The organism is Mesorhizobium sp. WSM4846 (assembly GCF_055811415.1).
On the sequence record NZ_JBVVPZ010000004.1, the window covers coordinates 20,025 to 46,979 of the forward strand.

Below are 26,955 nucleotides of genomic sequence, written 5' to 3' on the forward strand. Positions count from 1 at the left end.
CAGCGTTGCAAAAAAGGCGCCGAGGTTGCGGCCAGCGGGCTTCTCCCCGTTCACGGGGAGAAGGTGCCGGTAGGCGGATGAGGGGCGACGCAGACCGATCATAGGACAAGCTCGCTCTTGCGGATGTGGTCGGCGACGCGCAGCGCTTGTGCGGCGATCGACAGCGCCGGATTGACCGCGGCCGAGTTCGGCAGGAAGCCAGCGTCGACGACAAACAGGTTCTTGTGGTCGAACGAGCGGCAGAACGGGTCGAGCGGCGAGGTTGCCGGATCGTCGCCCATCTTGACCGTGCCGCACTGGTGCGACGGCGTGCGCTTGTCGAAAGGCCGCGACAGGACGATCGGATAGCCGCAGGCGCGGAAGTTCTCGCGCATCACCTTGGTCAGCCCGTCGAGCGACTGCATGTTGGAGCGCCGCCACTGCATGACGATGTCCTTGCCGTCGACCATGATGCGGCTTTCGGGATCTGGCAGGTCCTCGCACATCAGGTACCAGTCGACGGCGTGGCCGGCCATGAAGTCCAGCGCGAATTTGGGTGCAAGCTTGACGTTGGCCCTCAGGATATGACCGTCGATCTTGCCGAGAAGCTGGACGTTGCCGAGCGGCTTGCCGCCCTTGCCGTCGGATAGATAGTAGTCGTTGAGCATCAGCGTCTTCTGGTAGACGGAGGTGTTCCTGCGGCGCGGATCGATCGCCAGCATGGCGCTCGAATTGTGGTTCATGAAGTTGCGGCCGACCTGGTCGGAGCGGTTGGCAAGGCCGTTTCCGTTCGGGGACGGCGAACGCAGCAGGATGGCGGCGGAATTGACCGCTCCGGCCGAGAGGATGACCAGTTTCGGCGTCACTTTCTTCAGTATGCCGTCCTGGCGATAGTGAACGGCTGCGATCGTCGTGGCATCCGGTGAGGCTTCGAGGTATTCGACATGAGCACCGGTCTCGAGCCTGATGTTCCGGTCGGCAAGTGCCGCTGTCAGCGGCCCCGATTGGGCGTCGATCTTGCCGGTCCCGGTGTTGGGAAACGCGTCCCAGCCTGTCTTGCCGTCCTTTAGCCAGGCATCGATGTCGACGCCGAGCGGCAGCGATGCCGGATGCAGGCCGAGGCCCATGAGTTCGGCGCGGGCGCGGGCGATCGGCGGCTCGTCCGGCACCGGCCCGAAGGGGTAGGGGATCGAGTGGAACGGTTCGGTCGGGTCTTCGCCGAGTGCGCCGCGCACGCGAAAAAGCTGCTCGGCCCTGGAATACCAGGGCTCGAATTCCTCATAGGAGAACGGCCAGGCCGGCGAGACGCCGCCATAGTGTTCCATGACGGAAAAGTCTTCCCTGCGGTAGCGGATCAGCACCGCGCCATAGAATTTCGAATTGCCGCCGACATAGTAATAATTGCCGGGATTGAACGCAGCACCCCCGGCCTCGCGCCACATCTCCTTCGGCCGGTAGTGGCCGTCGACGAAGATGGCGCGCGTGTCGCGCGTGTGCGGCGTCGCCGGCAGCGGTTCGCCGCGCTCCAGCATCAGGATCGAGGCGCCACTGCCGGCAAGGCCGGAAGCGATCGTGGCGCCGCCGATGCCGGAGCCGATAATGACGATGTCCGGGTTTGTCATGGCTGTCAGAGGATGCGGTTCTCGGTCGCCGGATCGAAGAACACCGCCTTGGTCAGGTTGAAGGCGAGCGGCGTGACCGTGCCCGGCTGGATGTTGGCGTCGGCGCGCAGACGCGCCACCACCGCCTTGCCGCCGAGATTGGTGACGGCGAAGGTGTCGGAGCCGGCCGGTTCCACAACCTCGATGTGACAGTCGGCGGTGGCGATGTTCGATGCGTTGCGTTCGGCTCCTTCAGGATCGGTCAGGGCCTCGGGGCGGACGCCAAAAATGATCGGCTTGTCGTGGAATGCCGACAGACCAGTCGGCGCATCGGCCAGCGGCAGCGAGATCGGCTCGCGCGCCTCGCGCTGCAGCACCACGGAAAGCGCATTGCCATTGCCGCCGATCGTCGCCGGGATCAGGTTCATCGCCGGCGAGCCCATGAAGTCGGCGACGAACAGATTGGTCGGGTTGTTGTAGATTTCGGCAGGCGTGCCGAATTGCTGCACCTCGCCGTCGCGCATTACCGCGATCTTGGTGGCCAGCGTCATCGCTTCGATCTGGTCGTGGGTGACGTAGACGATCGTGGTGCCGGTGGTTGCGTGCAGCCGCTTGATCTCGATGCGCATGTCGACGCGCAGCTTGGCGTCGAGATTGGAGAGCGGCTCGTCGAAGAGAAACAGCTTGGGGTCGCGCACCAGCGCCCGGCCCATGGCGACGCGCTGACGCTGGCCGCCGGAAAGCTGGCTCGGCTTGCGCTGCAGGAGGTGGCCGATCTGCAGCACCTTCGCCACTTTGTCGATCGCCTTCTGGCGCTCGTGGGCCGGCACGCCGCGCATCTCCATGCCGAAGGCAATGTTTCCCGCGACGGTCATGTTCGGATAGAGCGCATAGCTCTGGAACACCATGGCGATGTCGCGCTTCGAGGGGTGGAGATCGTTGATCGTGCGTCCGTCGACACGGATTTCGCCTTCGGTGATAGTTTCCAGGCCGGCGATGGTGTTGAGCAAGGTCGACTTGCCGCAGCCGGACGGGCCGACCAGCACGAGGAAGCCGCCCTTTTCGAGATCAACGTCGATGCCCTTCAGGATCTCGACCGATCCGAACCGCTTCCTCAGCCCATCAATTTCGAGAAAAGCCATTCGATTATCCTTTGACGGCGCCGGCCATCAGGCCGCGCACGAAATAGCGGCCAGCGACCACATAGACGAGAAGGGTCGGCAGTGCGGCGATCATCGCCGCCGCCATGTTGACGTTGTATTCGACGACACCGGTCGAGGTGTTGACGACGTTGTTCAGCGCCACGGTCATCGGCATCGCGTCGCCGGTGCCGGCATAGGCCGAGGCGAACAGGAAGTCGTTCCAGATGTTGGTGAACTGGTAGATGACGGTGACGACGAAGATCGGCATCGAATTCGGCAGCATGATGCGCCGGAAAATCTGGAAGAAGCTGGCTCCGTCGACCTGTGCCGCCTTGACCAGTTCGGTCGGGAACGCCTCGTAATAATTGCGGAAGAACAAAGTGGTGAAGCCGAGCCCGTAGACGACGTGGACAAAGACCAGATTGACCGTCGGATTGCCCAAGCCGAATGAAAATCCCGTTGCGTTTCGCAGCGTCACGCCGAAGCGGCCGAGGCTGCCGAGGATCGTCGCCATCGGCAACAGCACCGACTGGAAAGGGATGAAGCAGGCAAACAGCATCAGCCCGAAAACCAGCGTGTGGCCGCGGAAGCGCCATTTGGTCAGGACATAGCCGTTGAGCGCGCCGAGCAGCGTCGAGATCAGCACCGCCGGAACCACCATCTTGATGGAATTCCAGAAATAGCCCTTGATGCCGGCGCAGGTCAGGCCGACGCAGGTCTCGCCCCACGCCTTCAGCCACGGCTCGAAGGTCGGCGCCTGCGGCAGCGCCAGCATGTTGCCGTTCTGGATCTCGTCCATGGTCTTGAACGAGGTCACCAGCATGACGAACAGCGGCATCAGGTAGAACAGCGCGAACAGCGCCAGCAGGCCGTAGATGACGATGCGGTTGACGGTCCTGGCGCTGATGCCGCCAGTGCTCTGGCGAGTGGGCGTGGCAATGACGCTCATCGCGGCCGCTCCCTGAGCTCGGAATAGAGATAGGGCACGATGATCGCGGTGATGGTCATCAGCATGATCACGGCGCTGGCCGAGCCGACGGCCATTTCGTTGCGCTTGAAAGTGTACTCATACATGAAGTTCGACGGCAGCCAGGCCGAGCCGCCCGGCCCGCCGCTGGTCAGTGCTACGACCAGATCGTAGGACTTGATGGCGAGGTGAGCGAGCACGATGAAGGCCGAGAGGAAGACCGGCCGCAGCAGCGGGATGACGATGCGGCGATAGAGCTGGACCGTGGTGGCGCCGTCGATCTGCGCCGCCTTCATGATCTCTCCGTCGATGCCGCGCAGGCCGGCCAGGAACATCGCCATGATGAAACCCGAGGCCTGCCAGACGCCGGCGATCACCACGGTGTAGATGACGAAATCCTTGTTCTTGATCCAGTCGAAATGGAAGCTCGTCCAGCCCCATTGATGCAGCGTCTGCTCCAGGCCGAGGCCGGGATCGAGGAACCATTTCCAGGCGACGCCGGTGACGATGAAGGACAGCGCCATCGGGTAGAGATAGACCGGCCGCAACATGCCTTCGCCACGGATCTTCTGGTCGAGCAGGATGGCCAGGAACAGGCCGAGCGCCAGGCAGATGAAGATGTAGAGAAAGCCGAAAATGCCCATATTGGTGATCGACGTGTACCAGCTCGACGGCGGGTCGCTCTCGAAGGTCCAGCGCCATAGCCTCTGATAGGCACGCGGCCCGGTCAGCGCATAGGACGGGAAGGTCTTGGAGTTGGTGAAGGACAGATAGACCGTCCACAGGATGAAGCCGTAGACGAAGACGATGGTGATCGCAAAGCTTGGCGCCAGCACGATCTTCGGCAGCGCGTCCTGCAGGCGCGAACGCACCGACGCGCCCGGGCGCGCATTATGCTCCGGCGTCAGCTTGATCTGGGTTGCGACCGTTGTCATGGGCTCCTCCCTCGCGGGTCCCTTCACCGCCAGGCGGGGAAGGATAGCCCCGTCGAGACGGGGCGTGTTGGTTGATCGCCGGCGCCATTCCGACCAGAAGCCGACCATCCTGGCTTGGTGGAACCTTCCCCACCGGAGCGGGGAAGGTCCTTTCATGCCGGTTCTTATTTGGCGTCTTCGATTGCGTTGACCAATTGGGTCACGGCCTCGTCCGAGGTCTTGATCTGGCCGTGGACGAATTTCGAGACGACGTCCTTGTAGGCATTGGCGACGGCGGGCGGCGCGCCATAGCCTTGCGCCAGCGAACCGAACAGCGTGCCGCCTTCGTTGGCGGCCTTCAGGTCGGCCATGCCCTTCTTGCCGCAAGCGTCGAAGTCGGTGTCGGGCACGTCGGTGCGGGCCGGGACCGAGCCCTTGACGACGTTGAAGGCCGACTGGAAGCTCTTCGACAAAGTTGCGGTGGCCAAGGCGACCTGGGCGGCCTTTCGGTCCTCCGGAACGTCGAACATGCCGAACATGTCGGAGTTGTAGACCACGCTGCCGTCGGTGCCCGGGAAGCGATAGCACAGGAAGTCGGTGCCCGGCGTCTTCTTGGCGGCGTTGAATTCGCCCTTGGCCCAGTCGCCCATCACCTGCACCAGAGCATCGCCCTTGATGACCATGGCGGTGGCGAGGTTCCAGTCGCGGCCGGAGAAGTTCGGGTCGACATAGGTGACGAGCTTGGCAAGGTTGTCGAACGACTTCTTCATCGTGTCGGACTTCAGCTGCTCCTCGTCGAGGTCGTTGAAGGCCTTCTTGTAGAACTCAGGTCCGCCGGTCGACAGCACGACCGAATCGAACATGGTGGCTTCCTGCCAGTTCTGGCCGCCGAGCGCGAGCGGGATGACGCCCGCAGCCTTGGCCTTGTCGAGCAGCGCGATGAATTCGTCGAAGGTCTTGGGCTCGGTGCCGCCGATCTTGTCCATCACCGCTTTGTTGATCCACAGCCAGTTGACCGAGTGGACGTTGACCGGAGCCGCGACCCACTTGCCGTCATAGACCGAGAATTTCTGCAGGGCGGCCGGAACGGATTTGTCCCAGCCTTCCTTTACCGCCGCCTCGGTCAGGTCGCCCATCACGCCGGCTGCGGCATAGTCGAGCACGGTATAGCCGAGCATCTGCGAGGCGGTCGGGTAGTTGCCGGCCGCGACCATCGCCTTCAGCGCGGTCATGGCGGCGTCGCCGCCGCCGCCGGCCACGGGCACGTCCTTCCAGGCAAAGCCTTGCTTGGCCAGATCCTCCTTGAGCACGTTCAAGGCAGCCGCTTCGCCGCCAGACGTCCACCAATGCAGCATCTCGACTTCCTTGACGTCCTGGGCATGGGCCGCGAACGCAAGACCCGAGCCGAGAGCCGTTCCGATAAGCAGTTTGCGCAACATGTACTTCCTCCCTTGTTGCAGCTACACGACCGGCGGCTGTCCGCCGGGTTCTTCACAGCTCAGCCGACCCACCATCCGGTGCGCTGGCCGCGATGAAACTGGATTGTCTTTTCCTCGGTATAATCCTCGACGGCGCGCTTGCCGAGTTCGCGTCCGAGACCGGATTGCTTGTAGCCTCCGAATGGCAGCTCGGGATAACCTTCCATGAACGTGTTCACCCAAACGGTTCCCGAACGCACACTCCGCGCCACCGACATGCAGGTGTCAATGCTGGCGCTCCACACACCCGCCGATAGACCATAGGGCGTGTTGTTGGCGATGCGCAACGCCTCTTCAATCGATCCAAACGTCAGCACCGACAGCACCGGGCCGAACACTTCCTCACGCGCGATGGCCATGTCTTCGGTGACGCCGCGGAGGATGGTCGGATCGAGATACTGACCGGCACTGGAGGCGATCTGCTTGCCGCCGCTATAGACGCTGCTGCCGTCGTTTGCCGCCGCCGCCACGTAGCCGGTGACCTTGGAAAGGTGCTCGGAAGAGATCATCGCGCCGACCTTGGTGCTGTTGTCGAGCGGATCGCCGACGGTGACCCTGGCGGTGAGCGCCTTCACTGCGCCGAGGAAGTCGTCGGCGATCGCCTCATGGACGATTAGCCGGCTGCCGGCGTTGCAGCATTCGCCGGCGTTGAAGAAGCCGCCGAACACCGCCGCGTCGGCGGCGGCTTCGAGGTCGGCATCTGGAAAGACGATCTGACCGTTTTTGCCGCCGAGCTCCATCGAGACCTTCTTCAGCGCGTTCGCAGCCGACGCCATGGTCATCTTGCCGACCCGGGTGGAACCGGTGAACGACACCATCTCGACCAGCGGATGGCTGACCATCGGCGCGCCGATATCGGCGCCCAGGCCAGCGAGGATGTTGACGACGCCATCCGGCAAGCCGGCCTGCATCAGGATGTCGCCGAGCACGAAGGTCGAGGCCGAGGTCATCTCGCTCGGCTTGACCACCGCCGTGCAGCCGGCGGCGAGCGCGAACGGCAGTTTCTGACTGACGATGAGGAACGGAAAATTCCACGGCGTGATGATCGAGACGACGCCGATCGGTTCACGCAGCACGACGCCCAGCATGGCGTCGCCGAGATTGGCGTAGCTCTCGCCATGGAGTGTGCGGGCAAGCGCCGCGGCATAGCGCCAGATGTCGACGGCGCCGCCGATCTCGCCGCGCGCCTGGGTGATCGGCTTGCCGGATTCCAACGCGTCGAGCCGGGCAATCTCCTCGAGCCGCGCCTCGATCAGGTCCGCCGCCTTGAGCAGGACCGTGGCGCGCTCGCCGGCCTTCATGCGCGGCCAGGGGCCGGTCTCAAAAGCCTTGTGCGCGGCCTGTACCGCCGCCTCGACTTCCTCTTCGCCAGCTTGCGCATAGCGCGAAACGGTGAAGCCGTGGCCGGGGCTGTTGCGTTCCAGCGTGCGGCCGTCGCCGGCATCGACGAACTTGCCGTCGATCAGCAGCCGGTAGGTCTTCGGTGCTGCGGATGCCTCGGCGGGCATGGCGATGGTGAGGGGCAAGTTCATGTGAGCTTCCGTTTGCATTCTCATGACCTTGAAAACGCTGGTTTCCGCTTGGCCTTGAAAGCGTCGACACCAGCCTTGAGGTCTCCGGTCAGCGCGATGAAGCCGCTGGCCAGAGCCTCGGTTGCGGCAGCACTGTCCTCGCCCTCGGCGACCGCGATCATCAGCTTGGCGGCTTCGGTTGCCAGCGGGCCGCGCTCGGCGATCTTGCCGGCCCAGGCCTTGGCCTCGGTGAATGCATTGCCCGTTTCGACCACCCGGTCGACGATGCCCAGAACGAGTGCTTCGGCAGCCACGAACAGTTCTCCGCCAAGCGCCATGCGCCGCACCGTCTGCGCGCCAAAGCGGCGCACCGCACGCTGCGTGCCGGACCAGCCGGGCACCACGCCGATCGAGGTTTCCGGCAAACCCAATTTGACCTGCGCCTCGGCGACGCGGAAGTCGCAGGCGACCGCCAGTTCCAGCCCGCCGCCCAGCGCATGGCCGGACAGAACGGCGATCGTCGGTTGCCGCAATCGCGCCAGCCGGTCGAAGACGCGGTGGCCGTAGCGAACCCAGTGCACCTGGAAATCGGCGGCGCTCATTTGCGACCAGGCTTCGACATCGCCGCCGGCGCAAAAGCCCTTGCCTTCGCCGCACAGCAGCACGACACGGACGCCGTCCGCGGCTTCCGCCGCGTCGAGCGCGGCTTCCAGCGCGCGCAGCATCGCGATGTCGAGCGCGTTGAATTTCTCCGGCCGGCGCAGCGTGACGATGCCGAGGTCCCCGTTGGTTTCAAAGCTGACGAGACGCTCAGCCATGCGCGCCTCCAAGTGAGGCGCCGCCATTGAGCGACAGTCCGATCGGCTGGTCACGGTAGAGCGCGTCCGGCGTGACCTTCAGGTCGTTGGCGACGGCGAGCGGGATCTCGGCCTGCGCCAGCACGTCGCGCTCAAGGTCGATGCCCGGTGCCAACTCGGTCACCATCAGCCCATCCGGCGTCAGCTTCATGACGCAGCGCTCGGTGACATAGGTGATGTCCTGTCCTTGCGCGACAGCGCGCTTGCCGGAGAAGGAGATGTGCTCGACCTCGCCGACCACCTTCTTAACCTTGCCTTCGCCGTCGATGCGGATGCCGCCATCGGCGAGCGACAGCTTGGCGCCGGCATTGAAAAAGCCGGAAAACACGATCTTCTTGGCCCGCGCGGTGATGTCGACAAAGCCGCCGGCGCCGGCGGTGACATGCGGCCGCGCCGAAAGCTTCGACACATTGACCGAGCCGTGGCGGTCGATCTGCAGGAAGGACAGCAGCGACGCGTCGAAACCGCCGCCCTGGAAATAGATGAACTGGTGTGGCGAAGGCATGAACGCGTCGGCGTTCGACGAGCAGCCGAACTTGAAGTCGAGCAGCGGCACGCCGCCGACCGCGCCCTGTTCGATCACCCAGGTGACCTTGCCGTGCTGGCCTTCCTCGATAAGGATGCGTGGCACGTTGGCCGAGATGCCGAAGCCGATGTTGACGGCCATGCCGTCGGCAAGCTCCATGGCGACGCGCCGCGCGATGACCTTCTGGACGCTCATCTCGGCGTTGCGGAAAGTCGACAGCGGCCTGAAGATCTCGCCGGAGATCGCCGGATCGTAGGGTGTCAGCGTCGTCTGCAACTGGTCGGGCGCCGCCACGATATGGTCGACCAGCACACCGGGTACGCGCACGTCATGCGGCTTCAGCGTGCCATTCTCGACGACGCGCTTGACCTGCGCGATGACGATGCCGCCATTGTTGCGGGCGGCGAGCGCCTGCTCCAGCCCGCCGAGATAAGCGCCCTCGTGCTCGTAGGTGAGGTTGCCGCGCTCGTCGGCGGTGGTGGCGCGGATGATGGAGACATCAGGCACGATCGAGCGGAAATAGAGCCATTCCTCGCCGTCGAACTGCTGCACCGAAACGATCGGCTCGCTGGCCGCCGCATTCATGGCGCAGCCCTGATGACGCGGGTCGGCGAAGGTGTCGAGGCCGACCTTGGTCAGCACGCCGGGGCGCTTGGCAGCGGCCTCGCGATGCATGTCGAACAGGATGCCTGAGGGCACGTTGTAGGCGGCGACCGAATTGTCACCGATCATCCTCCAGATCTGCGGCGGTTCAGAGGATGAAGGGCCGGACGGATAGGAGCCGCACAGCGTGCGCTTCAACAGGCCGGGCTTGGCCAGATGGTCGATACCCCTGATTCCGTACATGTCGCCGGCGGCAATCGGGTGCAGCGTTGTGATGTTCTTCGGATGGCCTTGCGCGTCGAAGCGCTCGCCGATCGCGGCGAGCACCGCATCCGGGCAGCCGAGACCGCTCGACGACGACACCGAAACGACCATGCCGTCCATGATCAGGCTGGCGGCTTGCGCTGCGGAGACGAGTTTGCTCACGCTGCGCCCGAGAGATTCGGATCGATCGCGACCGATTTTCCGGACTTCGCGGATTGCAACGCGGCTTCGGCTGATGTCAGCGACCAGACGCCGTCCTCGCCGGTGGCCGACGGCTGGCCTTCGCCACCGATCGCCGCGTGGAACTGGCGCAGGGAACGGACATAGAGATCTTCGCGGTCGAAGCTCAATTCCTCCTCGCCCTTTGCCGTGCGCAGCAGCACAGAGCCGATCGGCTTCTGCGTCATCACATCTTTCGCGATCAGGGAGCCTTCGCTGCCATGCACCTCGAAGCCGGTGCCGGCGAATTTGGTGGTGAAGCCTTCATGCGACTGGGCGATGATGCCCGAACTGAAGCGCCAGATGCACATGGCGCCGTCTTCCAGCCCGCCGCTGGCCATGCCTGCGGCCTGGGTGAACGCCGAAACTTCGAGCGGATCGTCGCCGAGCACGAAGCGCAGCGTGTCGGCATCGTGCACGGTGATATCGAGCACCACGCCGCCACCGGCTTCCGGCCTGGTTATGCGCCAGGCCTGCAGATTTTCGGGCAGATAGACCGAGTGGAAGACGCGCGCAGCAATCGGCTTGCCGATGCGGCCGTCGGCAATGGCTTCGCGCATTGCCCGGTGCGAGCCGGCATTGCGCAGATGATGGTTGGTGCCGAGCACGAGACCGGCCGCCTTGGCGGCGGCGACCATCTTCCGTGCATCGGCGCTGGTCAGAGCCAGCGGCTTTTCGCACAACACATGTTTTCCCGCGGTGATGGCGGCTAGTGCCTGTTCGAGATGCAATTCGTTGGTGGTCGAGATGTAGACGGCGTCGATGTCGGAGCCGAGCAATGCATCGAGCGTCGAGACGGCGAGCGAAATGCCGTTTTCCTTGGCATAGGCAGCGGCGCGTTCCGGGCTGGAACTCATCACCGCCGTGATCTCGCTGTTCGGTTGCGCACGAATGGCGTTGATCACGAATTGCCTGGCGATCGTGCTTGCGCCGATCAGTCCCCATCTGACGGTCATGCCGCGTCTCCCATTCCGGCACGGCGATCAGGACCGCAACTGTCCCTGACGACGAGGTTGACGGCGCCGATATGATCCTCGGCGCGGGTGGTGCGCGACTGGATCATCTTCAGCATGACATGGGCGGCGCGCTCGCCGAGGCCTGCCGAATCCACCGCGACACTGGTCAGCGCCGGCATGTAGTGCTGGGCTTCGATCACGTCGTCGAAGCCGACAACTGCGAAATCCGCGCCGGGCTCGAGACCCCGCTTGCGCAGCGCCAGCATGACGCCGAAGGCAACCGCATCGTTAAAACACAGCGCCGCGGTCGGCGGCTCGGCCATGGCGAGGGCCGTCTCCAGGCAGGCAATGCCGCCCTTGCGGCTGGTTTCGCCTTCGACGACCAGTGTATCGCGCTTGGCGATGCCGAGCCCCTCGCAGGCCTTGCGAAAACCGCCCAGCCGCTCGTGATAGACTACCAGATCCGATGAGCCGCCGAAGAACGCCAGCCGGCGATGCCCTTTGCCGATCAGATGGGCGGTGGCGAGCCAGGCACCGCGATGATTGTCGGGCGCTATCACCGGGATGCGGCTTTCAGGAAGGCGGCGCATGGTGAAGACGATCGGAAGGCCCGCCATCTCGATGCGACGGAAAGCACCAGGGGTCGTGCCGCGCGCCGGCGACACGATCAGCCCGGCGACACCTTGCTCCATCAGCGATTTCAGCACCTCTTCCTGGCGCACCGGGTTTTCCGCCGTGTTGGCGATGAACGGCACGATGCCCGCCGACTGGAACACACGCTCCATGCCAACCGCCATTTCGGCGAAGAACGGGTTGGTAAGGTCGTTGATGACCATGCCGATGACGTTGGAATGGGCCTTGCGCAGATTGGCGGCGCCGCGGTTGTAGACATAGCCGACATCCTCGATCGCCTTGCGAACCTTCAGCGCGGTCTCAGGCCGGATCAGGCCGCTGCCCTGCAGCACCAGCGACACCGTCGACTTGGACACGCCCGCCTGACGGGCAATGTCGAGTATCGTCGCCTTGGGCCTGCTGGCCATTCAGATACGTCCTCCGGTGTTTTCCGGCCGAATTTATTGGAACGTTCTAATTCTGAGCTGGATTTGAGTCAATCAGGATTTTTCCAGAATTCGAAAAATTTGGCAATCGGCGGCCTTAAATGCCGCTCTTAAACGGCTTTCTTCGCTGCGATGTAGCATTCTGGGGTATAGATCGAGAATCCACAAAGGCCCTTGATTTTGTTGGAACGTTCCATTTAATAGCGCGACGAAGGGAGAGATCGATGGACATTGCCTTGCCCGGGGAGGGCGGTCGCAGCACTCGCTACCGCCTTGTCGGCCAGCCGGCACAGCCGGTGATCGGCGCGCGGTTTTCGCGCATCGCCTATGCCGCCGCCCATGTCGTTGCCGATCCCCTCGCGATGACCGATCCGTGGTCTCATCCTGCGGTCGACTGGGAGCGCACGATGGCGTTCCGCCATCATCTGTGGCGGCTCGGCTTCCGCATCGCCGAGGCGATGGACACCTCGCAGCGCGGCATGGGTTTCGACTGGGCAAACGCCAGGGAATTGGTCCGCCGCTCGATCGCCGAGGCGCGAACCGTCGAGGGTGCCGACCTCGCCTCAGGCGCCGGAACAGACCATCTGGCGCCAGGCGCCGCCAGGACGCTCGACGATGTCATCGCGGCCTATGAGGAGCAGTTCGGTTTCATCGAAGGCCTCGGCGGCAAGGCGATCATGATGGCCAGCCGCGCGCTGGCGGCTGTCGCCAATGGTCCCGACGACTATGCCAGCGTCTATGACCGCATCCTGTCCCAGGCATCCGGCAAGGTCATCCTGCACTGGCTGGGCGACATGTTCGATCCGGCGCTGAAGAATTATTGGGGCAGCCATGATTTCGAGACTGTGCTCGATACAGTCGTCGCCATCATCGAACGCCACGCCGGCAAGGTCGAGGGGATCAAGATATCGCTGCTCGATGCCGGCAAAGAAGTTGCCCTGCGCAACCGGCTGCCGGAAGGCGTGGTCATGTTCACCGGCGACGATTTCAACTATCCCGAGCTGATCGCCGGCGATGGCGAAAGACACTCGCATGCGCTGCTCGGGATTTTCGACGCTATCGCGCCGGTCGCCAATGCCGCGCTGGCGAGGCTGGCCGACGACGATCGCGCCGGCTATGACGCGCTGATGGCGCCGACAGTGCCTATGTCGCGAAAAATCTTCGAGGCGCCGACCGAGTACTACAAGGCCGGTATCGTATTCCTGGCCTGGCTGAACGGCCACCAGGACCATTTTTCGATGGTCGGCGGCATGCAATCGGCCCGCGGCATTTGCCACTATGCCGATGTGTTCCGTCTTGCCGACCAGGCCGGATTGCTGGCCGACCCGGAGCTGGCCAGCGCAAGAATGAAAAACCTGTGCGCCGTGGCAGGCGTCTGAGCGCCATACCACAGGAAGAACTCGCCCAAATCTCCGATTTGCCTTGTCCGGGCAAATCTGTATGCGCTATGCGTCCGACGCAAACCCATCCGGTGCGCCGACGCCAGATGGTCATAGCGGCCGTTCTGGATAGGGATACGCCAATGGATTTCGACCTAAGGGGCAAGCGCGTTTTCGTGGCCGGGCATCGCGGCATGGTCGGATCGGCCTTATTGCGCAGGCTGGCGGAGGAGGACTGCGAGGTCCTGACCGCATCCCGCGATGAACTCGACCTGATGGATCAGGCCGGCGTGCGGCGCTGGATGGCCGGCCACAGGCCGGATGCGGTGGTGATGGCGGCGGCCAAGGTCGGCGGTATCATGGCAAACAACAAATTGCCGGTCGATTTTCTGCAGGACAATCTCATCATGCAGACCAATGTCATCGAGAGCGCCTTTCGCAACGAGGTGCAGAAATTGCTGTTCCTCGGTTCGTCCTGCATCTATCCGAAATTTGCGGCACAGCCGATCGCCGAGGACGCCTTGCTGACCGGTCCGCTCGAACCGACCAACGAATGGTACGCGATCGCCAAGATCGCCGGGCTGAAACTGTGCCAGGCCTATCGGCGCCAATACGGTGTCGAGTACATCTCGGCGATGCCGACCAACCTATATGGCCCCGGCGACAATTTCGACCTCTCCACCAGCCATGTCGTACCGGCCCTGATGCGCAAGGCGCACAAGGCCAAGCGCGCCGGCGACAAAACCCTGGAGGTCTGGGGATCGGGCACGCCGATGCGCGAGTTCCTGCATGTCGACGACGCCGCCGACGCTCTGGTCTGGCTGCTGAAAAACTATGCCGGTGACAGTCACGTCAATGTCGGCTCAGGCGAGGACATCACCATTGCCGAGCTGGCCCGCACCATGCTCGCCGTCGTCGGCGCCGAGGCGGTGCTCACATTCGATGCGACGAAGCCGGACGGCACGCCGCGCAAGCTGATGGACGTATCGCGCCTGTTCGCCACGGGCTGGCGCCCTCGGTACTCGCTTCAGAGTGGCTTGGAGCAGACCTATGCCTGGTTTCTCCAGCATATTGAGACAGGTGATCTCCGCCTCGGCGCGGCTTGATCTCAATCGACGCTGATTGCCGCCAGCAGACATGGGCGGACGGCTTCTGGCCATGGCCAATGCAAAATCGCTCGCCGACACGCTTGGTTTAGCGTTTCGGATTCACCTGGAGGAGCGATGCCCCGTCTCGTCGATGTGGCCGAAAAAGAATGCCCAGCCGACTTCATTGAGAAGCATTGGCTGGCGCCAAAGAATCAAGCGGTCCGATTTGGCGTTTCGAGAAACGGCATTCACGCGGTCCAACCAGAGCGCGCCCGTAAGACGAGGAAATCCACGGGGTACGAGTGACGGCGGATTGTCTGGATGGTGGGCGTGACAGGGATTGAACCTGTGACCCCTGCAATGTCAATGCAGTGCTCTCCCGCTGAGCTACACGCCCATCCGAAGCCGCGCATACACCATTTTTGCCACGGCGCGTCAATAGCAGGAAAAGGGAAAGAACGGTTCGTCTTGCCACGCCGTCGAAGGCGCGCCGGAAGCCGGCGGCGGAAAGCGTGTCAGGCTGCCTGCAGCATCTTTTCGACCTCGTTGACGAGGTCGCGCAGATGGAACGGCTTCGACAGCACCTTGGCGTCTTTCGGCGCCTTGGAATCCGGATTGAGCGCAACGGCGGCGAAGCCGGTGATGAACATGACCTTGAGGTCGGGATCGATCTCGGTGGCGCGGCGGGCGAGTTCTATGCCGTCCATCTCCGGCATGACGATATCGGTCAAGAGCAGCGAGAAAGGCTCTTCGCGCAGCCGCTCATAGGCGCTGGCGCCGTTGTCGAAATCGCTGACCTGGTAGCCGGCACGCTCCAGCGCCTTGACGAGGAACCGGCGCATGTCATCGTCGTCTTCCGCCAGTAGAATGCGTGCCATCTTGTCCCGTCCGAATCACCCGCCCGAGACTGCCGTGGGGCAGCCCGTTAACCATCCTGTATATGAGGAGGTGAGGGTAAACATCAAGTGAACGATAAAGGCCCGATCCGGCTTTAACAAAGCGCTCCGGACGCCGAAACGCTGGACATGCGGCCGGGGAGGTGGCACCTTTCCAACCATGATGCATTGGTGTTTCCGGGTTCGTTCAAATTGAAAACGGCAGCCGAGGATTTTTCGATCGTTCCCCCCTTCGAAATCCGGTCGGGCGCCGAACAGCGTGTTCCCTTCCTCTTCAACTCGCCGCATAGCGGCCGTCACTATCCGGACCGGTTCCTGGCCATGGCAAGGCTGGACCGAAACGCCATCCGCCGCTCCGAAGATTGCTATGTCGACGAATTGTTCGGCGGCGCCGTTGCGCTCGGCGCGCCGATGCTGGCGGCAAACTTCCCGCGCGCCTATCTCGACGTCAACCGGGAGCCGTGGGAACTCGATCCGCGCATGTTCGCCGAACCGGTGCCGTCGTTCTGCAACATCCGTTCGGCGCGCGTCGCCGGCGGGCTTGGCACCGTGCCCAAGCTGGTGGGAGAAGGGCTCGACATCTATGCCGGCCGCTTGCCGCTGGCGGAAGCCGTCGCGCGTATCGAGGCCGTCTACAAGCCTTATCACGAGACGCTGAAACGGCTCTTGACCAGGACCCATGCGCGGTTCGGCTTTGCCGTGCTGATCGATTGCCATTCGATGCCGGCGAGCATCAGGGTCGGCGACAGCGGTGTCAGGCCCGACTTCATCGTCGGCGACCGTTTCGGCATGTCCGCTGCGGCAGCGTTGACCGAGACGGCGATCGGCCTGCTCATCGGCATGGGCTATACCGTCGCCCATAACAAGCCCTACGCCGGAGGCTTCATCACCGAGCACTATGGCCGCCCCGTGCGCCATCTCCATGCGCTGCAGATCGAGGTCAATCGCGGGCTTTACATGAACGAGCGGACGTTCCAGAAATCCGCCGGCTTCGATGCGCTCGCCGACGATCTGGCGCAATTCTCGGCCGACCTGATGGCAATGCCCGACCACAATTTTATCGACCTGCCGCTTGCCGCCGAATGATTGCCGAAAATCGAAACGAGATCTTGCGCCGGATAAAGCCATCGGCATGCGGGTCGGGACGCGCAATCGGCTGAGTGCCGCGCCGAAAAAAAGACCGCATCGTTTGCACGACACGGTCGAAGTCTAGGGAGGAAACGCCCAAGGAGGGCATGGACAGGAGAACCTGTCCGAGAACAAATCTATTGTGCGATGCACAAATGTCAAGCCGCCGTGCGGCGTTTTTGATTCACTATGATGTGGAATTGCATATCGAGGGCGCCAACGTTGCATTTGAGCAACAGTTGTCGATGCGGAAATGTCCGCGCGCCCTTGTCTTGACGCAATACCGCAGGCAAACGAGTTCCAGCAGGCTGCAGCGCGGGGAGACTCAGTTGGACATCAGCATCGATTTCATGCGGCGCATTGCGCATGCTGCCGCGGCCGAAACCTTGCCGCGCTTCCGCAGCCAAGGCGCGGTCGCCAACAAGGAGCAAGGCAGCTTCGACCCGGTCACCGAGGCCGACCGTGAGGCCGAGCGGGTTATCCGCGCGCTTATATCAGCGGAATATCCCGATCACGGCATCCTCGGCGAGGAGCATGGCAGCGAGAACATTTCCAGCAGGCATGTCTGGGTGATCGATCCGATCGACGGCACCCGTGCCTTCATTTCCGGCCTGCCGGTGTGGGGAACCTTGGTCGGGCTGACGGTCGACGGCGATGCCGTCGCCGGCATGATGTCGCAGCCCTTCACCGGTGAGCTTTTCTACGCCAACGCGTCCGGCGCCCATTATGAAGGCCCGGGCGGACCGCGAAGGCTGACCACACGCAAGACGACAAGCCTCGCCGAAGCGACGCTGTTCACCACCACGCCAGCACTGTTCAAGGGAGACGCGCGCCTGCGCTACGACCTGTTCGAGCGGCAGGTCCAGCTCGCCCGCTACGGTACCGACTGCTATGCCTTCGCCATGGTCGCGGCGGGAAGCGTCGACATCGTCGCCGACCCCGGTTTGAAACCCTACGATATCGTCGCGCTGATCCCGATCATCGAGAAGGCCGGCGGCGTCGTCACCACCTTCGAAGGCGGACCGGCGGAAAGGGGCGGCGACATCCTGGCTGCGGCAACGCCGGAGCTTCATGCCGCCGCGATGGCGGCGTTGCGTGGCTGAACCGGCTTGGCAGCTGGCCATTACGCACTGAAGTGCCCACGGCGACGATAACCCAATGCTCCTGACGGCAGGGTGTCAGCAGCTCTCGGCTATGGAGACAATGCCACGGGAGGGAGTCTCATGCCGACGCAGTCAACAACCAGCCGTTCCGAAGATGCTCCAGCAGAAAATGCGCCGGCAGAAAATGCTCCAGCAGATGGGCGGGCCGATTTCGATTTCTTCTCCGGACGCTGGAACGTCAGCCACCGAAGGTTGCAGGAGCGCCTGCAGGGCGACACGAACTTGGACGTGTTTGGCGGGACATGCGAGGTGCGCCCGATCCTTGGCGGGCTCGGCAATGTCGACGACAATGTGATTGAATTGCCCGGCGGCGCCTATCGCGCCGCCACGCTGCGGACCTTCGATCCGGCGACGAGACAATGGTCGATCTGGTGGATCGACGGCCGCAATCCGGCGACCATCGATATTCCGATGCGCGGCGCCTTCCAAGCAGGCGTCGGCACATTCCTGTGTGAAGACGTTTTTGACGGACGCGCTATCCAGATTCGCTTCCTGTGGTCGCGGATCACTGAAAAATCGGCGCGCTGGGAGCAGGCTTTTTCAGCGGATGGCGGCAAGACCTGGGAGACCAACTGGATCATGGATTTCGCCCGGCAAGTGTAGGCCGACGATCGACCTGGCAGGCATTTTTTCAAGCCAAGTCATTCTTTCAAGCCAAGTCATGGATTTCAATGATTTGGAGCGGTCTTTTGCGCGTCACGAGGGAGTACTCAATCAGGAGTTGTCGTCGCTTCCCGGAATGAAGGCATCGAAGGCGGCAAAGAACTGCTCGCGATAAAAGTCGGCTTCCTGCAATATTTCATGGCGTGCGCCATCGATCACCAGCAGCGAACCGAGACGCAGGCGTCTGGTGTAGGTTTCCACCGCTTTGGTCGAGACGACCTGGTCGGCGCCGGCGGCGACCACAAGCAAGGGGACCCGGATCCTGGCCATGAAGTTGGGATCGCTGATGACCTCGGAGGCCTGCGCCGCCGCTTTCAGCCAGCGGATCGTCGGGCCGCCGAGCGCCAGTTGTGGGTAGGTTTCGTAGAGCAGCGTGTTGCGCCGATACCGCTCGGGATCCGATGTCACCTTGTTGACGGCAAAGGGTATGGTTTTTCTGGGCCGCGGACCCCAGGCGGCATAAAGCTTGCCAAGGCCCAGCAGACAGAACAGCGAGCAGAGGCGGCGAACGGTGGTTGTCGAGACCGGTAGGTCGGGCACCGCCAGGAAGGGCGCGATCAGCACCATGCGCCGTACGCGGTTCACCATCGACGGCCCGGCAAGCAGCGTGATCACCGCCCCGGCCGAATGGGCCAATATGTAATACGGCCCCCGGCAGTCGGGCAGCACGATCTCCTCGAACAACTGTTCCAGGTCGCCGGTGTAGTCGAAGAAACTGCGGACATAGCCGCGCTCGCGATCGCTGATCAGCCGGTCGGAACCGCCCTGGCCGCGCCAGTCAAAGGTGGCGACGCCAAAGCCGCGGTCGGCGAGGTTGCGGATGGTCTCGAAATACTTTTCGATGCACTCGTTGCGGCCGGTCAAGAGGACCACGGTGCCCTTCATCGGGCGGGCAACGGCGGCAAAGAGGCCATAACGGATCTTCTTGCCGTCGCGCGTGGTGAAGAAACCACCGGCCGCAATTTCCGGCAGCGGATTGCCCGGAATTTCGCGGAAGAGGGGAATTTTGTCGAGGAGGTCCGTCATTCGGCGCTGCGTTTTATGTGTCGCTGCCTGCATGGCGCAAGCTGTGGTAGGCATAGACGCCCATGCAGCAAAAGCAAAGGAATTCCGGACGCGTTGGAAAGGCTGAACGAGCCAGCCGGCGAGTGAGGCCGAAAGCAGCTTGCGGCATGCTTCCGGCCCCCCGTCGATCCGGGAGGAAGGGACGTTACACCCGGTCGGCCCCGTTGTGGCATCTCGCGCATAACCGCGAAAACCGCAGCCGATTTCGCCGTCAATCATGCGCAATCAAAATGTTACAGCTTCCTTTTGCATGTCCGAGAGGACGCGCGACGCCGTAACCGCCGCCTGTTCCTTGATCCTGGAAGCAGTCTAGCGCGACTTAGCTGAACGTCCGCCGAAGCCGCGGTTCATCTGCCGTTCATTGAGGCGGCAGAATCTTGAAATGCCTTCTCGTGCTCCCCAAATGTCTGCTGCGGCCGCCAATGTCGGGGCCGCTGGCCCATCCGGAACGCCGTCACGGGTTTCGCACCGGCCATACGTTTGTTGCTCAACAGGAGAACACACTATGCGTCACGTTGATTTTTCCCCGCTTTATCGTTCGACCGTCGGTTTCGACCGGCTGTTCACCATGCTCGATTCGCTTGCTCAGCCGGAAGGTGCACAGACCTATCCGCCCTACAACATCGAGCGCACCGGTGAGGATTCCTATCGCATCTCGATGGCGGTCGCCGGCTTCTCGGACGATGAGCTCTCGATCGAGGCTCACCGCAACGTTCTGACTGTCAAGGGTGAGCGCAAGGAGGGCAATGGCGAAGGCTCCGAACTGCTCTATCGCGGTATCGCGAGCAGGGCCTTTGAGCGCCGCTTCCAGCTTGCCGACCACGTTGATGTCGTCGGCGCCTCGCTGAAGAACGGCCTGCTCTTCGTCGACCTCAAGCGCAATATTCCCGAGGAGTTGAAGCCCCGCAAGATCGCGATCACCGCGTCTTCGGCGAAGGCCAAGCAGATCGAGGCCAAGACCGCCGCGTAAGCTGCGTCACAAAGACGACCTAACAGACGAGGGCGGTGCCTGGCGCCGCCCTTTTGATGGATAGGTGCCGCTATCGAGCAATTAGCTCGCCAAAGCGGTCGACCTCTTCGGCCGTGGTCGCAAAGCTGGTGACGAAACGATAGAGCGCTTCGTCCTCGCCGATATGGCCATCAAAGTCGTGCGGCTTGTGCCAGTCGTAGAAGGCGGCACCGGCCAAATGCACCCGTTCAGCCTTGGCCTTTTTCATCACTGCGAACACTTCGTTGGCTTGCGGCAGCCAGGCCAGACGCGCCGACGCGGAATCCTCGATCAGTCCTGCGAGGCGTGCTGCCATGGCGTTGGCATGCCGCGCCGTGTCGAGCCACAGGTCGTCCTTGAAATAGGCTTCGAACTGCGCTGCGATGAAGCGCGATTTCGAGAACAATTGCGCCGCGCGCTTGCGCAGGAAGGCCAGTTCCCTGGCGCGGTCGAGGTCGAACAGCACGATAGCCTCGGCGCACCAGCAGCCGTTCTTGGTGCCGCCGAAAGAGAGGATGTCGACGCCGCCCTTCCAGGTCATCTCCGCCGGTGTTGTCTCGAGCGCGACCAGCGCATTGGCGAAGCGGGCGCCATCCATGTGCAGCGGCAGTTTGTGATGCTTGGCGATCGCCGAAATCCTGGCAATTTCGTTCAGTGTGTAGATGGTGCCGACCTCGGTCGACTGGGTGATCGACACCGCCATCGGGCGCCCGGAATGGACGATTTCTGGCGCGAACCGGCCGACCGTCCTGTCCAGCATATTCGGATCGATCTTGCCCAGCGCACCGTCGACGGCATGGAGCCGAGAGCCGCCGGTAAAGTATTCCGGGGCGCCGCATTCATCCTCGATGACATGTGACTCTCGATGGCAGAAGGAAATGCCGCCCGATTTGTTGTAGGCGGTCAGCGACAGGGAATTGGCGGCGGTGCCGGTGGCCACGAAAAACACCGCGACCTCGCGCTCGAAGATTTCGTTGAAGCGCTGGTATGCGGCCTCGTCGAGGGCGCCGTCGCCATAGGCGGTGGAAAAGCCGCCCGCATGGGCCGACAGGCCCGCGGCGATGCTGGGATGGGCGCCTGCCCAATTGTCGGAAGCGAAATTCATGCGTTTGCCTGTGCTGGGAAAATCAAGGCGACCTTGGCCGCTTTCGCATGCCGCTCGCAAGTGCCAAGCGCCGGAAAAGCGGTAAAGCCAGCGAGAGGCCGGGGACTAAAGCGCGTCGCGTTCGGCCGGCCTCATGCGACGCGTTTTAGGTTGTTGTTTTCATGCATGTCATTATCGCAAAACCGCTGCACACTTTTGCGCGACATGCATTAAGGCGGACGACTGAAGGTTGCGTTTTGACGGGGTGGCGCGTAATTTTCTGTCTCTGAATGCTCACAATTGTTGTGAATCGGTCTTGTGCGCATCCGCAATTTCTGTCATAAAAATTTAGGACAGTAGTGCTGTCTTATTTTGTCGCACAAAACAGGCTGGATTGGCGTATCATTGGGCCTCTCCGGCCGTTGCCGCGAGCGACAGGTAGACAGCCCGGCTCTGGCCTGTACGATTGCCGGATGCGAACCAGGCCGCCTGGTTCGGCAAGGATTTCGCAAGACGTGCCGCAAGGATGAGAGGGAAGCTCATGCGCTTCCCAACGGAAACCAGCGCCCTAAGGGCTGGGGATGGAGGACAGGACGATGACGGAAGTGACGCCATCTGCGACGAACGGCCCGGCCGCGCAGACGAAAGCGCCAGCCGTCAAAAATCCGTCCATCGCCACTGGCCTGACCAAGATCGGGCGGACCCCTACCGGGTTCGCCGCCCACGGCCTTTACGATCCGCGCAACGAGCACGATGCCTGCGGCGTCGGCTTCATCGTCAATATGAAGGGCGTCAAGTCGCATCAGATCGTCACGGACGGCCTGGCGGTGCTCGAAAATCTGACGCATCGCGGCGCCGTCGGCGCCGACCCACTGATGGGCGACGGCGCCGGCGTGCTGGTGCAGCTTCCCGACCGCTTCTTCCGCGAGGAGATGGCCAGCCAGGGCGTCGAACTGCCCAAGCCCGGCCATTACGCCGTCGGCCATGTGTTCATGCCGCGCGATCCTGAGCTTCAGGCGCATATCGAAGGCATCATCGCCGAGGTCGCGCAGCTCGAAGGCCAGCCGCTGCTCGGCTTTCGCGACGTGCCGGTCGACAATTCATCGCTGTCAAAGGCGCCTGATATCGCTGCTTCCGAACCGGTCCAGAGGCAGGTGTTCCTCGGCCGTGGCGCCGAGATCGAGAGCGACGACGATTACGAACGGCGGCTCTACATCCTGCGCAAGGTCATTTCCGGTCGTATCCATGAAGAGACCAAGGGCGTCGACAATGGTTTTTACGTCGTGTCGATGTCATCGCGTACCATCGTCTACAAGGGCATGTTCCTGGCCTATCAGGTCGGCGCCTATTACAAGGATCTGACCGATCCGCGTTTCGAGACGGCGCTGATCCTCGTCCACCAGCGTTTCTCGACCAACACCTTCCCGTCGTGGAAGCTGGCGCATCCCTATCGCATGGTCGCCCACAATGGCGAGATCAACACGCTGCGCGGCAACGTCAACTGGATGGCGGCGCGGCAGGCTTCGGTCGATTCCGAACTGTTCGGCAACGACATCTCCAAGCTGTGGCCGATCTCCTATGAGGGGCAGTCGGACACCGCCTGTTTCGACAATGCGCTCGAATTCCTGACGCAGGGCGGCTACTCGCTCGCCCACGCGATGATGATGCTGATCCCCGAGGCCTGGGCCGGCAACAAGCTGATGGATCAAGATCGCAAGGCCTTTTACGAATACCACGCCGCCCTGATGGAGCCGTGGGACGGGCCGGCGGCGGTGGCCTTCACCGACGGCCGCCAGATCGGCGCCACGCTCGACCGCAATGGGCTGCGCCCGGCGCGCTACATCGTCACCGACGACGATCGCGTCATCATGGCCTCGGAAGCCGGCGTGCTGCCGGTGCCGGAGGAAAGGATCGTCAAGAAGTGGCGGCTGCAGCCCGGCCGCATGCTGCTGATCGACCTGGAGAAGGGCCGCATCGTTTCCGACGAGGAGATCAAGTCGGAGATCGCGACCAGGCATCCCTACAAGAGCTGGCTCGCCAACACCCAGCTCATCCTCGAAGACCTGAAGCCGGTCGAGCCGCGGGCGCTGCGCAGGGACGTCAGCCTGCTCGATCGTCAGCAGGCGTTCGGCTTTACCCAGGAAGACACCAAGCTGCTGATGTCGCCGATGGCGACCACCGGCCAGGAAGCGGTCGGCTCGATGGGCACCGACACGCCGATTTCGGCGATGTCGGACAGATCGAAGCTGCTCTACACCTATTTCAAGCAGAACTTCGCCCAGGTCACCAACCCGCCTATCGACCCGATCCGCGAGGAACTGGTGATGAGCCTGGTGTCGTTCATCGGGCCGAGGCCGAACATCTTCGACCTCGTCGGCAATTCGCGCCGCAAGCGGCTCGAAGTGCGCCAGCCGATCCTGACCAATGGCGATCTTGAGAAGATCCGCTCTATCGGTCATACCGAGGATCGTTTCGACACCAAGACGATCGACATCACCTATGCTTCGAACGAAGGCGCGGCCGGCATGCAGGGCGCCATCGACCGGCTGTGCGAGCGCGCCGAGGCGGCGGTCGCCGGCGGCTACAACATCATCATCCTGTCCGACCGTCAGCTCGGGCCGGACCGCATCGCCATCCCGGCATTGCTGGCGACGGCGGCGGTCCACCATCATTTGATCCGCAAGGGGTTGCGTACATCGGTGGGGCTGGTCGTCGAGTCCGGCGAACCGCGCGAGGTGCATCATTTCTGCTGCCTTGCGGGCTATGGCGCCGAGGCGATCAATCCCTATCTCGCCTTCGACACGCTGCTCGACATGCACAAGCGCGGCGAGCTGCCGGCCGAAGTCGACGCCAATGAGGTGGTCTCCCGCTACATCAAGTCGATCGGCAAGGGCATTCTCAAGGTCATGTCGAAGATGGGCATCTCGACCTACCAGTCCTATTGCGGCGCGCAGATCTTCGACGCAATCGGGCTGAAGACCGATTTCGTGCAGAAATATTTCACCGGCACCGCGACGCTGATCGAAGGCGTCGGGCTGGAAGAGATCGCGGCCGAGACGGTCAGCCGCCACGCCGACGGCTTCGGCAACGACCCGGTGCTGCGCAACAGCCTCGAGGTCGGCGGCGAATACATGTTCCGCATGCGCGGCGAAGCGCATATCTGGTCGCCCGATGCGGTGGCCACCCTGCAGCACGCCGTGCGCCAGGGATCGTCGCAGACGTTCAAGGACTATTCCGCTCAGATCGACAGCGAGACGGCGCGGGCGCAGAGCATTCGCGGCCTGTTCAAGATCAGGCTGGCCGAAGAAACCGGGCGCAACAAGGTCGCGCTCGACGAGGTCATGTCGGCGGCCGATATCGTCAAACGGTTCTCGACCGGAGCGATGTCCTTTGGCTCGATCTCCAGGGAAGCGCACACCACGCTGGCGCGCGCCATGAACACCATCGGCGGCAAGTCGAACACCGGCGAGGGCGGCGAAGAGGCCGACCGTTACCTGCCGCTGCCGGACGGCGGCAAGAACCCCGAGCGTTCGGCGATCAAGCAGGTCGCTTCCGGGCGTTTCGGCGTGACGGCGGAGTATCTGGTGAACTCCGATGTGATGCAGATCAAGGTCGCGCAAGGGGCGAAGCCCGGCGAGGGCGGTCAGCTGCCCGGCCACAAGGTCGATGCCACCATTGCCAAGGTCAGGCATTCGACGCCCGGCGTCGGCCTGATCTCGCCGCCGCCGCATCACGACATCTACTCGATCGAGGATCTGGCGCAGCTGATCTACGATCTCAAGAACGTCAACCCGGCGGCCGATGTCTCGGTCAAGCTGGTCTCCGAAGTCGGTGTCGGCACGGTTGCGGCCGGCGTCGCCAAGGCGCGCGCCGATCACATCACCATTTCCGGCTATGACGGCGGCACCGGCGCATCGCCGCTGACCTCGCTTAAGCACGCCGGCAGCCCGTGGGAAATGGGCCTTGCCGAGACGCACCAGACGCTGGTGCTCAACGGCCTCAGGTCGCGCGTCGCGCTGCAGGTCGATGGCGGCCTGCGCACCGGCCGCGACGTCGTCATCGGCGCGCTGCTTGGCGCCGACGAATTCGGCTTCTCGACCGCGCCGCTGATCGCGGCCGGCTGCATCATGATGCGCAAGTGCCATCTCAACACCTGCCCGGTCGGCGTCGCGACGCAGGATCCGGTGTTGCGCAAGCGCTTCAAAGGCACGCCGGAACACGTCATCAACTTCTTCTTCTATGTGGCGGAAGAGGTGCGGGCGCTGCTCGCCGAGATGGGCTACACCCATCTCGACCAGATCATCGGCGACACCGAACTCCTGGAGAAGCGGGCGCTGATCCAGCACTGGAAGGCGCGCGGGCTCGATTTCAGCAAGATGTTCTTCAAGCCGGATGCGCCGCATGAGGCGGTGCACTGGACCGAGCGGCAGAAGCATCCGATCGACGACGTGCTCGACCGCAAGCTGATCGAGTTGGCCAAGCCGGCGCTCGAAGCCAGGCAGCCGGTCAGCATCGAGCTGCCGATCCGCAATGTCGACCGTTCGACCGGCGCCATGCTGTCGGGCGAAGTGGCAAAGCGCTTCAGGCACAAGGGCCTGCGCGAGGACACGATCTCGGTGAAGCTCACCGGCACCGCCGGCCAGTCCTTCGGCGCCTTCCTGGCGCGTGGGGTTTCGTTCGAGCTGGTCGGTGCCGCCAACGACTACGTCGGCAAGGGCCTGTCGGGCGGACGCATCGTCATCCGCCCGCCTGAGAACACGAAGATCGTCGCAGCCGAGTCGATCATCGTCGGCAACACGGTGCTCTACGGCGCGACCGAGGGCGAGGCCTATTTCTGCGGCGTCGCCGGCGAGCGTTTTGCGGTTCGCAATTCGGGCGTCGCTGCCGTCGTCGAAGGTGTTGGCGACCATGGCTGCGAGTACATGACCGGCGGCATTGTCGTCGTCATCGGGCAGACCGGCCGCAACTTTGCCGCTGGCATGTCGGGCGGCGTCGCCTATGTGCTCGACGAGGTGGGTGATTTCGCCGAGCGCTGCAACATGGCGATGGTCGAACTGGAACCCGTTCCCGAAGAAGACGACCTGATGGAGAAACTGCTCCATCATGGCGGCGACCTCGATCACAAAGGCCGCGTCGACGTGTCCGGCGACATGACCAGCCATGATGAGGAGCGGCTCTATCAGCTGATCTCGAACCACGTTCATTACACGGGTTCGGTGCGCGGCCGCGAGATCCTCGACAACTGGGCGACTTTCCGGCCGAAATTCCGGAAGATCATGCCGGTCGAATACCGCCGCGCGCTGATCGAAATGGAACGCATGCGCATGGGCGTTGCGGCGGAATAGGTATTGGGATTGCCGGGAAGCAAAGCTTCCCGGTCGATGCCTTCATCAACAATCCTGGCCTCGGACTGAAGGTTGCCATGG

Annotated in this window: 20 protein-coding genes and 1 tRNA gene; 7 read left to right on the forward strand and 14 right to left on the reverse strand. The window is 63.1% G+C overall.

Features of this window, described 5'->3' with window-relative positions; translation table 11 throughout:
- Nucleotides 1–98: 98 nt before the first annotated feature.
- The 10 genes from AC0L15_RS05450 to AC0L15_RS05495 form a co-directional block, all read right to left on the reverse strand.
- Nucleotides 99–1,601 (reverse strand): GMC oxidoreductase, encoded by a 1,503-nt coding sequence (locus tag AC0L15_RS05450; protein WP_287246056.1) that lies wholly within the window; start codon nucleotides 1,599–1,601, stop codon nucleotides 99–101.
- 5 nt (nucleotides 1,602–1,606) lie between these two features.
- A complete protein-coding gene (locus AC0L15_RS05455) occupies nucleotides 1,607–2,722 on the reverse strand; it encodes an ABC transporter ATP-binding protein (RefSeq protein WP_128173791.1) in 1,116 nt (371 codons plus the stop codon).
- 4 nt (nucleotides 2,723–2,726) lie between these two features.
- Nucleotides 2,727–3,671 carry a carbohydrate ABC transporter permease gene (locus tag AC0L15_RS05460; RefSeq protein ID WP_091600410.1) on the reverse strand — a complete coding sequence of 315 codons (945 nt, stop codon included), beginning with the start codon at nucleotides 3,669–3,671 and terminating at the stop codon, nucleotides 2,727–2,729.
- Nucleotides 3,668–4,624 (reverse strand): carbohydrate ABC transporter permease, encoded by a 957-nt coding sequence (locus AC0L15_RS05465; protein WP_473495984.1) that lies wholly within the window; start codon nucleotides 4,622–4,624, stop codon nucleotides 3,668–3,670. The genes AC0L15_RS05460 and AC0L15_RS05465 overlap by 4 nt, the downstream gene beginning before the upstream one ends.
- Nucleotides 4,625–4,788: 164 nt before the next feature.
- Entirely contained in the window at nucleotides 4,789–6,042 is a 1,254-nt protein-coding gene (locus tag AC0L15_RS05470; RefSeq protein ID WP_287246061.1) for an ABC transporter substrate-binding protein, read from the reverse strand.
- A 59-nt stretch (nucleotides 6,043–6,101) separates the two neighbouring features.
- On the reverse strand, nucleotides 6,102–7,613 hold the full coding sequence (locus AC0L15_RS05475) for an aldehyde dehydrogenase family protein (protein WP_287246063.1): 1,512 nt from the start codon (nucleotides 7,611–7,613) through the stop codon (nucleotides 6,102–6,104).
- 20 nt (nucleotides 7,614–7,633) lie between these two features.
- Nucleotides 7,634–8,410, reverse strand: coding sequence for an enoyl-CoA hydratase/isomerase family protein (locus tag AC0L15_RS05480; protein ID WP_473495985.1), 777 nt, complete (start codon nucleotides 8,408–8,410; stop codon nucleotides 7,634–7,636).
- Nucleotides 8,403–10,004: an acyl CoA:acetate/3-ketoacid CoA transferase gene (locus AC0L15_RS05485; RefSeq protein ID WP_287246066.1), complete on the reverse strand. Its 1,602-nt coding sequence runs from the start codon at nucleotides 10,002–10,004 to the stop codon at nucleotides 8,403–8,405. Before AC0L15_RS05485 ends, AC0L15_RS05480 begins: the two co-directional genes overlap by 8 nt.
- Nucleotides 10,001–11,017, reverse strand: a complete 1,017-nt coding sequence (locus tag AC0L15_RS05490; protein WP_473495986.1) for a Gfo/Idh/MocA family protein — start codon at nucleotides 11,015–11,017, stop codon at nucleotides 10,001–10,003. Before AC0L15_RS05490 ends, AC0L15_RS05485 begins: the two co-directional genes overlap by 4 nt.
- Nucleotides 11,014–12,057 (reverse strand): LacI family DNA-binding transcriptional regulator, encoded by a 1,044-nt coding sequence (locus AC0L15_RS05495; RefSeq protein WP_287286005.1) that lies wholly within the window; start codon nucleotides 12,055–12,057, stop codon nucleotides 11,014–11,016. The genes AC0L15_RS05490 and AC0L15_RS05495 overlap by 4 nt, the downstream gene beginning before the upstream one ends.
- Nucleotides 12,058–12,299: 242 nt before the next feature.
- Here AC0L15_RS05495 and AC0L15_RS05500 point away from each other — a divergent pair, with 242 nt between their 5' ends.
- Both AC0L15_RS05500 and fcl read left to right on the forward strand, forming a co-directional pair.
- Nucleotides 12,300–13,454, forward strand: a complete 1,155-nt coding sequence (locus AC0L15_RS05500; RefSeq protein WP_287246077.1) for a dihydrodipicolinate synthase family protein — start codon at nucleotides 12,300–12,302, stop codon at nucleotides 13,452–13,454.
- Between the two features lie 143 nt (nucleotides 13,455–13,597).
- Entirely contained in the window at nucleotides 13,598–14,560 is a 963-nt protein-coding gene (gene fcl, locus AC0L15_RS05505) for a GDP-L-fucose synthase (RefSeq protein ID WP_287246079.1), read from the forward strand.
- A 304-nt stretch (nucleotides 14,561–14,864) separates the two neighbouring features.
- On the opposite strand, the gene AC0L15_RS05510 is transcribed toward fcl, so the two are convergent.
- Both AC0L15_RS05510 and cpdR read right to left on the reverse strand, forming a co-directional pair.
- A tRNA-Val gene (locus tag AC0L15_RS05510) sits at nucleotides 14,865–14,939 on the reverse strand.
- Between the two features lie 118 nt (nucleotides 14,940–15,057).
- Nucleotides 15,058–15,420, reverse strand: coding sequence for a cell cycle two-component system response regulator CpdR (cpdR, locus tag AC0L15_RS05515; protein ID WP_006199474.1), 363 nt, complete (start codon nucleotides 15,418–15,420; stop codon nucleotides 15,058–15,060).
- A gap of 147 nt (nucleotides 15,421–15,567) precedes the next feature.
- On the opposite strand from cpdR, the gene AC0L15_RS05520 reads away from it, so the two are divergent.
- From AC0L15_RS05520 to AC0L15_RS05530, 3 genes are all read left to right on the forward strand, one after another.
- Nucleotides 15,568–16,524, forward strand: coding sequence for an N-formylglutamate amidohydrolase (locus AC0L15_RS05520; protein WP_287246081.1), 957 nt, complete (start codon nucleotides 15,568–15,570; stop codon nucleotides 16,522–16,524).
- Between the two features lie 371 nt (nucleotides 16,525–16,895).
- The gene (hisN, locus tag AC0L15_RS05525) at nucleotides 16,896–17,669 is read left to right on the forward strand and encodes a histidinol-phosphatase (RefSeq protein ID WP_077380458.1); all 774 of its coding nucleotides are present in this window, start codon (nucleotides 16,896–16,898) and stop codon (nucleotides 17,667–17,669) included.
- A gap of 120 nt (nucleotides 17,670–17,789) precedes the next feature.
- Entirely contained in the window at nucleotides 17,790–18,332 is a 543-nt protein-coding gene (locus AC0L15_RS05530; RefSeq protein ID WP_287246083.1) for a DUF1579 family protein, read from the forward strand.
- 111 nt (nucleotides 18,333–18,443) lie between these two features.
- Here AC0L15_RS05530 and AC0L15_RS05535 read toward each other — a convergent pair whose 3' ends face one another.
- Nucleotides 18,444–19,418, reverse strand: a complete 975-nt coding sequence (locus AC0L15_RS05535; protein ID WP_287246085.1) for an alpha/beta fold hydrolase — start codon at nucleotides 19,416–19,418, stop codon at nucleotides 18,444–18,446.
- Between the two features lie 544 nt (nucleotides 19,419–19,962).
- Here AC0L15_RS05535 and AC0L15_RS05540 point away from each other — a divergent pair.
- Nucleotides 19,963–20,427 carry an Hsp20 family protein gene (locus AC0L15_RS05540; RefSeq protein WP_128169805.1) on the forward strand — a complete coding sequence of 155 codons (465 nt, stop codon included), beginning with the start codon at nucleotides 19,963–19,965 and terminating at the stop codon, nucleotides 20,425–20,427.
- A 70-nt stretch (nucleotides 20,428–20,497) separates the two neighbouring features.
- Here the strand turns inward: AC0L15_RS05540 and AC0L15_RS05545 are convergent, their stop codons facing one another.
- On the reverse strand, nucleotides 20,498–21,550 hold the full coding sequence (locus tag AC0L15_RS05545; protein WP_473495987.1) for a threonine aldolase family protein: 1,053 nt from the start codon (nucleotides 21,548–21,550) through the stop codon (nucleotides 20,498–20,500).
- 575 nt (nucleotides 21,551–22,125) lie between these two features.
- Here AC0L15_RS05545 and gltB point away from each other — a divergent pair.
- Nucleotides 22,126–26,874 (forward strand): glutamate synthase large subunit, encoded by a 4,749-nt coding sequence (gltB, locus tag AC0L15_RS05550; protein WP_287246088.1) that lies wholly within the window; start codon nucleotides 22,126–22,128, stop codon nucleotides 26,872–26,874.
- The last annotated feature ends 81 nt before the right edge of the window (nucleotides 26,875–26,955 follow it).

Excerpts from the sequence above, each read along its gene's own strand:
- AC0L15_RS05450 (WP_287246056.1), bottom strand. The coding sequence starts at position 1,601 with ATGACAAACCCGGACATCGTCATTATCGGCTCCGGCATCGGCGGCGCC.
- AC0L15_RS05455 (WP_128173791.1), bottom strand. The coding sequence starts at position 2,722 with ATGGCTTTTCTCGAAATTGATGGGCTGAGGAAGCGGTTCGGATCGGTC.
- AC0L15_RS05460 (WP_091600410.1), bottom strand. The coding sequence starts at position 3,671 with ATGAGCGTCATTGCCACGCCCACTCGCCAGAGCACTGGCGGCATCAGC.
- AC0L15_RS05465 (WP_473495984.1), bottom strand. The coding sequence starts at position 4,624 with ATGACAACGGTCGCAACCCAGATCAAGCTGACGCCGGAGCATAATGCG.
- AC0L15_RS05470 (WP_287246061.1), bottom strand. The coding sequence starts at position 6,042 with ATGTTGCGCAAACTGCTTATCGGAACGGCTCTCGGCTCGGGTCTTGCG.
- AC0L15_RS05475 (WP_287246063.1), bottom strand. The coding sequence starts at position 7,613 with ATGAACTTGCCCCTCACCATCGCCATGCCCGCCGAGGCATCCGCAGCA.
- AC0L15_RS05480 (WP_473495985.1), bottom strand. The coding sequence starts at position 8,410 with ATGGCTGAGCGTCTCGTCAGCTTTGAAACCAACGGGGACCTCGGCATC.
- AC0L15_RS05490 (WP_473495986.1), bottom strand. The coding sequence starts at position 11,017 with ATGACCGTCAGATGGGGACTGATCGGCGCAAGCACGATCGCCAGGCAA.
- AC0L15_RS05495 (WP_287286005.1), bottom strand. The coding sequence starts at position 12,057 with ATGGCCAGCAGGCCCAAGGCGACGATACTCGACATTGCCCGTCAGGCG.
- AC0L15_RS05500 (WP_287246077.1), top strand. The coding sequence starts at position 12,300 with ATGGACATTGCCTTGCCCGGGGAGGGCGGTCGCAGCACTCGCTACCGC.
- fcl (WP_287246079.1), top strand. The coding sequence starts at position 13,598 with ATGGATTTCGACCTAAGGGGCAAGCGCGTTTTCGTGGCCGGGCATCGC.
- cpdR (WP_006199474.1), bottom strand. The coding sequence starts at position 15,420 with ATGGCACGCATTCTACTGGCGGAAGACGACGATGACATGCGCCGGTTC.
- AC0L15_RS05520 (WP_287246081.1), top strand. The coding sequence starts at position 15,568 with ATGCGGCCGGGGAGGTGGCACCTTTCCAACCATGATGCATTGGTGTTT.
- AC0L15_RS05530 (WP_287246083.1), top strand. The coding sequence starts at position 17,790 with ATGCCGACGCAGTCAACAACCAGCCGTTCCGAAGATGCTCCAGCAGAA.
- AC0L15_RS05535 (WP_287246085.1), bottom strand. The coding sequence starts at position 19,418 with ATGACGGACCTCCTCGACAAAATTCCCCTCTTCCGCGAAATTCCGGGC.
- AC0L15_RS05540 (WP_128169805.1), top strand. The coding sequence starts at position 19,963 with ATGCGTCACGTTGATTTTTCCCCGCTTTATCGTTCGACCGTCGGTTTC.
- AC0L15_RS05545 (WP_473495987.1), bottom strand. The coding sequence starts at position 21,550 with ATGAATTTCGCTTCCGACAATTGGGCAGGCGCCCATCCCAGCATCGCC.
- gltB (WP_287246088.1), top strand. The coding sequence starts at position 22,126 with ATGACGGAAGTGACGCCATCTGCGACGAACGGCCCGGCCGCGCAGACG.